Origin of the sequence: Pseudomonas sp. GM24 (assembly GCF_000282235.1) — a bacterium.
GTDB lineage: Bacteria > Pseudomonadota > Gammaproteobacteria > Pseudomonadales > Pseudomonadaceae > Aquipseudomonas.
In genome coordinates this window covers 38,877-45,373 of the sequence record NZ_AKJR01000063.1, presented here as the reverse complement: position 1 = coordinate 45,373, position 6,497 = coordinate 38,877, and the positions used below count along the sequence as shown (strand labels likewise).

Below are 6,497 nucleotides of genomic sequence, written 5' to 3'. Positions count from 1 at the left end.
CGATCTTTCAGGTCGATGTAACTCGCAAGATCACCACCGTCAGTCCCCTCTCCCTCCGGGAGAGGGCTAGGGTGAGGGAAAGGCTTTTGTCCGCTCAGCCGCCAACCCCTGACTTGCCGCCCGGTAAAAGGTAAACTTTGCGCCCTTCGCAGGAGCAGCCATGAATTATCGTCACGCCTTCCATGCCGGCAATCACGCCGATGTGTTCAAACACCTGACCTTGACCCGCCTCATCGCCCTGATGTCGCGCAAGGAGCAGCCGTTTGCCTATCTCGACACGCACGCCGGCATCGGTCTGTATGACTTGCAGGGTGATCAGGCCAACCGTACCGGTGAGTACCTGGAAGGCATCGCGCGCTTGTGGGATCAGCCGGATTTACCAGCGCTGACCGCCGACTACATGAAGGTGCTGCACGAGATGAACCCGGATGGCCAGTTGCGCTACTACCCGGGTTCGCCGGAGCTGGCGCGGCGCCTGACCCGCCCGCAGGATCGGGTGATGCTCAACGAGAAGCACCCGGAAGACGGCGTACTGCTCAAGGACAACATGGCCGGTGATCGTCGGGTCAAGGTTCATCTGGGCGAGGGTTGGCACGTGGCACGGGCGATGTTGCCGGTGCAGGAGAAGCGTGCGGTGATGCTGATTGATCCGCCGTTCGAGCAGCTCGATGAAATGCAGCGTTGCGCAGCGTCGTTGAAAGAGGCGATTGGCCGCATGCGCCAAACCGTGGCGGCGATCTGGTATCCGGTGAAGGATCAGCGTGCGTTGCGCAGGTTCTATCAGGATCTGGCTGGCACCGGTGCGCCGAAGTTGCTGCGCGTGGAGCTGCTGGTGCATCCGCTGGATACGCCGAACAGCCTGAACGGCTCGGGCATGGCGATTGCCAATCCGCCGTGGGGGCTGGAGGAAGAATTGCGTGAGTTGCTGCCGTGGTTGTCGAAGAAGCTGGGGCAGACCCAGGGTGGCTGGCAGATGGATTGGTTGATCGCCGAGAGCTGATCAACGGCAAGATCAAAAGATCGCAGCCTGCGGCAGCTCCTACCCAGTTCGGCGTCGTCCACCAATGTGCGGACGATCACTGATCTCCTGTAGGAGCTGCCGAAGGCTGCGATCTTTTGCTTTAAAGGGTCAGTTACCCGCCAAGCTCGCTGGCATGCACACGCCGGTGCCGCCAATCCCACAGTAACCCTCAGGATTCTTCGCCAGATACTGCTGGTGATACGCCTCGGCGAAGTACACGGTCGGCGCCTGTTCGATCTCGGTGCTGATCTCGCCCAGACCCGCCTTCGACAGTTCAGCCTGATAGGTCGCCTTGCTCTTCAGCGCCGCATCCAGATGCTCAGGCGAAGTCGCATAGATCACCGAGCGGTACTGCGTGCCGATGTCGTTACCTTGGCGCATGCCCTGCGTCGGGTTGTGCAGTTCCCAGAACATCGCCAGCAGCTCTTCATAGCTGACTTTGGCCTTGTCATACACCACCAGTACCACTTCCGCGTGGCCGGTCAGGCCCGAGCAGACTTCTTCGTAGGTCGGGTTCGGCGTGAAACCACCGGCATAACCGACGACCGTGCTGACCACGCCTTCACGCTGCCAGAAGCGGCGCTCGGCACCCCAGAAGCAGCCCAGACCGAAGATCGCAAAGTCGACGTCCTGGAAAAACGGGCCAAGCAGCGGGGTTTGTTCGAAGACGAAGTGCTTTTCAGGCAGGGTCATCGCGGTTTCGCGGCCGGGCAGAGCTTGTTCTTTAGTCGGGAGCACGTTTTTGTTCACCAGAATTTCCGAGCGCAGAACCATGATCGTTCCTCTCAGTCAGGTTGGATGTAAAAAGTCAGACCGCCAGTGTGCCGAATGATGACCGACTTCGCACTATCCAATGTAGGAGCTGCCGAAGGCTGCGATCTTTTGATCTTGTCTTTGAAAAACAGGATCAAAAGATCGCAGCCTGCGGCAGCTCCTACATGAGGGGCGGCGGGAGTTAGAGGCAGAGCGGGCCGCGCGGGTAGCGTTTCAGCGCCTGGATCAGTTCGCCGCCCGGAATCGGCCGGTCGAACAGGTAACCCTGGCCGACGTCGCAACGATGACGACGGAGGAACGCCAGTTGCTCGGCGGTCTCAATACCTTCGGCCACGACCTTGAGTTTCAGGTTGTGCGCCATGGCGATCACCGCCGAGGTGATTTCCATGTCGTCCTGATTGTCGGGGATTTCATGGATGAAGCTGCGATCGATCTTGATGATGTCGATCGGGAATTTTTTCAAATAGCTCAGCGACGAATAACCAGTGCCGAAGTCGTCCATGGCCAGCGTCAGCCCGAGGCGCTTGAGCTGGTCGAGCTGCAAGTGCGTGTCTTCGGTGGCTTCCAGCAGCAGGCCTTCGGTCAGTTCCAGTTCGAGCAGATAGGCCGGCAGCGCTTCTTCCTTGAGGATGTTGGCGATCGAGGCGACCAGATCCGGATCGGAGAACTGCTTGGGCGACAGGTTGATCGCCACTTGCAGATTGCCCATGCCGGCGGCGGTCAGTGCCTTGCTCATGCGGCAGGCCTGGCGCGCGATCCACTTGCCGATCGGAATGATCAGGCCGGTCTCTTCGGCGACGCTGATGAACTGGTCCGGGCGGATCATGCCGCGTTCCGGGTGGTTCCAGCGCAGCAGCGCTTCCATGCCCAGCAGGCGCCCGCTGCGCAGGCACAGCTTGGGCTGGTAGAACACGTCCAGCTCATTCTGGGTCAGGGCGCGGCGCAGGTTGTTTTCGACGAACAGTTTGTAACTGGCCTCGGCATTCAGCGCTTCGGTAAAGACTTGCACCTGATGTTTGCCGTTGGCCTTGGCCTTGTGCAGCGCCAGGCCAGCGTTACGCATCAGCGTTTGCGGATCACGACCGTGCAGCGGCGCGCACGCCAGGCCGACCGATCCGGTAACGCTGATCAACTGGTTGTCGACGAACATCGGTTTATCCAGCGTCGCCAACAATTGGTTGGCGATCTGCTGGCCGGTGGCAAGATCGGTGTCGTCGAGCAACACGGCAAATTCGTTACTGGCGAACCGCGCGAGGCTGCCGCTTGGGCTCAGGCTGTTGCGCAGGCGTCGGGCCAGGCTGATCAGCAGTTTGTCGCCGGTCTGGTGACCGAGGCTGTCGTTGATCCGTTTGAAGTTGTCGATGTCCACCAGCAACAGGCTGATCGGCGTATCGCTATCGCGGGCGAAGCGTTCGTCCAGATTACGGATAAATGCCGGGCGATTGCCGAGGTTGGTCAGGTTGTCGGTGTAGGCCAGACGCTCGATGCGCTGCTGCGCCAGTTTGGTCTGGGTGATGTCTTCGTAGATGCCGATGTAGTGCGTCAGCTCGCGGTTGTCGCCATAGACTTTGGAGATCGACAGCTGGCCCCAGTACGGTTCGAGGTTTTTCCGGCGGCTCTTGAATTCGCCCTGCCAACTGTTGCTCTTGGCCAGCGCCGAGGGCGCGTCGAACAGCAGTTCGCTGAGGTTCTCCAGTGCCGGCAGCTCGGACAGGCGCTGGCCGTGGACTTCCTCGGTGGTGTACTGGGTGATCGCGGTGAAACTCGGGTTGACGTACTCGACCACGCCGTCGCAATTGACCAGCAAAAAGGCGTTGGCGCTTTGCTCGACCGCACGCTGGAACAGGTGCAGGGCGCTGGTGGCGGTGCGGCGGTTGTGGTTGTTGATGACTTGCGCGAACTGGTCGGCCAGCTCGCCGGCAAAGGCGATTTCGTCGGACTGCCAGGCGCGGGTGACGCCGGTCTGCTCCAGGCACAGCACGCCGACTACTTGGCCATCGACGCGAATGCTCGCATCAAGCATGGCGTTGACGTCGCGCGGGCGCAGCGCTTCGGCCATCTCTCGGGTGCGCGGGTCGCGCATCGCGTTGTGTGCGTCGATGGCGCGACTGCTGTGCAGAGCTTCCATGTAGTCGGGGAAACTGCTGATGTCGATCACGTCCGGGAGGATGTATTCCTGGGTCGCGCGGTGGTACGCGGAGATCGGCACCAACTGCTGGCCTTCGAGGTTCCACAGGCTGGCGCAGTCGATTTCATAGATATCGCAGGCGCAGCGGGTGATCAGCTCGGCGGCTTCCTGCAGCGAGTTATGCGTGCTGTAGCGCTGACGGGCGAGCAGCAGAATCAGGTCCTGTTGGGCGCGTACGCGTTCCAGGTGCTGCAGTTGTTCCTGCTGCGCCCGTTGGTTGAGTTCGAGGGCGATTTGCAGGCGCGAATTCTGTGTTTCGAGATCGACGGAGGGTAGCAGCGACACTTCGTCGAAGACGTGATCGACCGCCAGCAGATAGCCGCGCAGCAGGTGACGATTGTGCTGTTTGTAGGCTTCGCCCAACTCAAGGATGTTCAGCGCACCGGCAGCCGTGTGCAGGGTATAGCGCACCAGATAATGCGGGCTGGCGGTCAGCTGTTGCTGAATCGCATCGTGCAGTTGATAGCGCGCTTCGGGTTCCATCAGGCTGGCGTAGGGTGAGCCGACCAGCGCGCAAAGCTCAACGGCCGGCTGGCCGAACTGGCGTTCGCAGTTGGGATCGAGAAACAGCATGGCCCAACTGGCTTCATTCAAGCGCTCGAAACGCAGCATGCCGAGCCGCGAGGGCACAGGCAACTGCGTCACTACCTCGGCCGCCATACGGCTGGCGGCATCGGGTTGGCTCTTCATGAAGGGAACTCGCTTGGAAATATGCTGAACGCGCCGGGCTCTCGCCCTCTTTACTGTTGCCTGCGGCAAGGTTGCATCATTGCGGCACCGACTGACAAGAGACATGAAGGCCAAGTGCTATAAGAATATGTCGGCTGCGCTGAAGATTTCTCCAGCGTGCGGTAAAAAGTAATCCTGTTGCATTGAAAGACTGCCGTTGCAGAGCGGTTTGTGCCCCGCAACGGCGTCTTTTTGGCCGGCAATTCAACGCAGTGGGAGGGTGATCGATTGCAGGCGTTTGCCATCGCGGTCGTGGTAATTGACCTGAATCTGGCCCGCCTCGACCACCAGATGAGCGAAATTGTCTTCACTCACCACGCTGCTCGTCAGTTCATGCCGATAATCGCCCGCCGCCGTGCGCACCAGCGGTTGATCCAGAATGAACGTGGACGCTTTGGCGTACGGCAGCAGTTTGCTGTTGCACAGCGGCGAGGACACCACGGTGTGGACTTCGAAGTCCGGGTCTTCGCTGTGGCTCAGGCGAGCGGTCAGCGAGCCATGTACGTCACCCGAAATAAACACGACATTCTTGATACGCTGGGTGCGGATGGTTTCCAGCAGGCGCAGGCGCTGTTCGGGGAAGGCTTTCCAGGCGTCATCGCCATGAAGTTTGCGATCCGGATAGAACATCACGCTGGTGACCACGAACTTGACCCGCGCCTCGCTGTTGCTCAGCCATTTCAACAAGGCCTGTTCCTGTGCCTCGTCGAGGATGCGTCGGTCATCGGCTGACAAGTTGCGGCGGGTGCGACTGTCAGTCACAAACCATTCAATATCGCCATCGCTGAATTGATACCAGTAATGCTCGAGTGTTGCGTGATCTATATCTCCGTTAGTTGTCAGCGGATGTGCCGGGCTGTGACTGGCCTGATACAACTCATAGGCGGCCATGGCATTACGGTATAAGTCGCCGTCGGACTTGCTGGCATTGGCGGGCCAGTTATCTTCGATTTCGTGATCATCGAGAATCATGTAAGTCGAAGTGCCGGCCATCAGTCGTTTTATATTCTGTTGAGAAAAAGCCGCGCGGTACTTGCTCAGGATGTCTTTATATTCGCGATCCGGTGCAAGCAGATTCAAATCGTCGACGTAGATTTGATCGCCGGTCATCAATACCGCGCTGATCGGTGGTTGTATGCCCTCGATCAATTGGTTGATGGACGCGAAGATCCGATCGCCCAATTGCGGCAGGGAGGCGATGCCGGCGGTCATGCGCAGGTAGCGGCAGGAGCCGACGATATAGGCTTTGGGTTGCAGGGCTTTGCTGGAGCGGGTGCGCAGACGATAGATCTCTCGTGGCCATTGCAGCGGCAGTTCGGCGACGCTGTCCGGGGTGTGCACCGGATTCATCGGGCTGAACCAGCCGACCTGATATTCATATTCGGTGTCGCTATTCAAATTGTTGAGGGCGAATACTTCAGACATGTCGCGTAATTCGCTCAGGCGGGCGAAGTTACCTTTCGACCATTGTTGTGTACCGGAACTGCGAAAACGCACTGCGGCAAATACCGGTGATTTATTCTGCTGATCGCCCCGTATGAAGATGCGCGCGTGATCAGTTGTGACGTGGCCGACAATCGGGCCGATAGTTGGTTTTAACATGTCGAATCCATTCGAGTTAACTTTGATTAACAGGGTTCTACTAATTTTTCTTAGTTGAATTGGTTGGGGCTAGGTTAGTTGCGTATCGAATAAAAAAGATCGGGGCCAAGTCGACCGGGGTTGTGGCCGATGTCAGCGCGACGTGTGGGAAAAAGACGAGAGGGTATGTTTCTTCAGGCAAAA

General features: G+C 59.0%; 4 protein-coding genes. 1 reads left to right on the top strand and 3 read right to left on the bottom strand.

Features of this window, described 5'->3' with window-relative positions; genetic code table 11:
• Positions 1-160 precede the first annotated feature (160 nt).
• Positions 161-1,000, top strand: a complete 840-nt coding sequence (locus PMI23_RS10270) for a 23S rRNA (adenine(2030)-N(6))-methyltransferase RlmJ (protein WP_007915674.1) — start codon at positions 161-163, stop codon at positions 998-1,000.
• A 129-nt stretch (positions 1,001-1,129) separates the two neighbouring features.
• On the opposite strand, the gene msrA is transcribed toward PMI23_RS10270, so the two are convergent.
• The 3 genes from msrA to PMI23_RS10255 all read right to left on the bottom strand — a co-directional run bounded on the left by msrA (position 1,130) and on the right by PMI23_RS10255 (position 6,314).
• On the bottom strand, positions 1,130-1,795 hold the full coding sequence (gene msrA / locus PMI23_RS10265; RefSeq protein WP_007915676.1) for a peptide-methionine (S)-S-oxide reductase MsrA: 666 nt from the start codon (positions 1,793-1,795) through the stop codon (positions 1,130-1,132).
• Between the two features lie 181 nt (positions 1,796-1,976).
• Positions 1,977-4,673: a putative bifunctional diguanylate cyclase/phosphodiesterase gene (locus PMI23_RS10260; RefSeq protein ID WP_007915678.1), complete on the bottom strand. Its 2,697-nt coding sequence runs from the start codon at positions 4,671-4,673 to the stop codon at positions 1,977-1,979.
• Between the two features lie 243 nt (positions 4,674-4,916).
• Positions 4,917-6,314, bottom strand: coding sequence for an alkaline phosphatase D family protein (locus PMI23_RS10255; RefSeq protein ID WP_007915680.1), 1,398 nt, complete (start codon positions 6,312-6,314; stop codon positions 4,917-4,919).
• Positions 6,315-6,497: the final 183 nt, after the last annotated feature.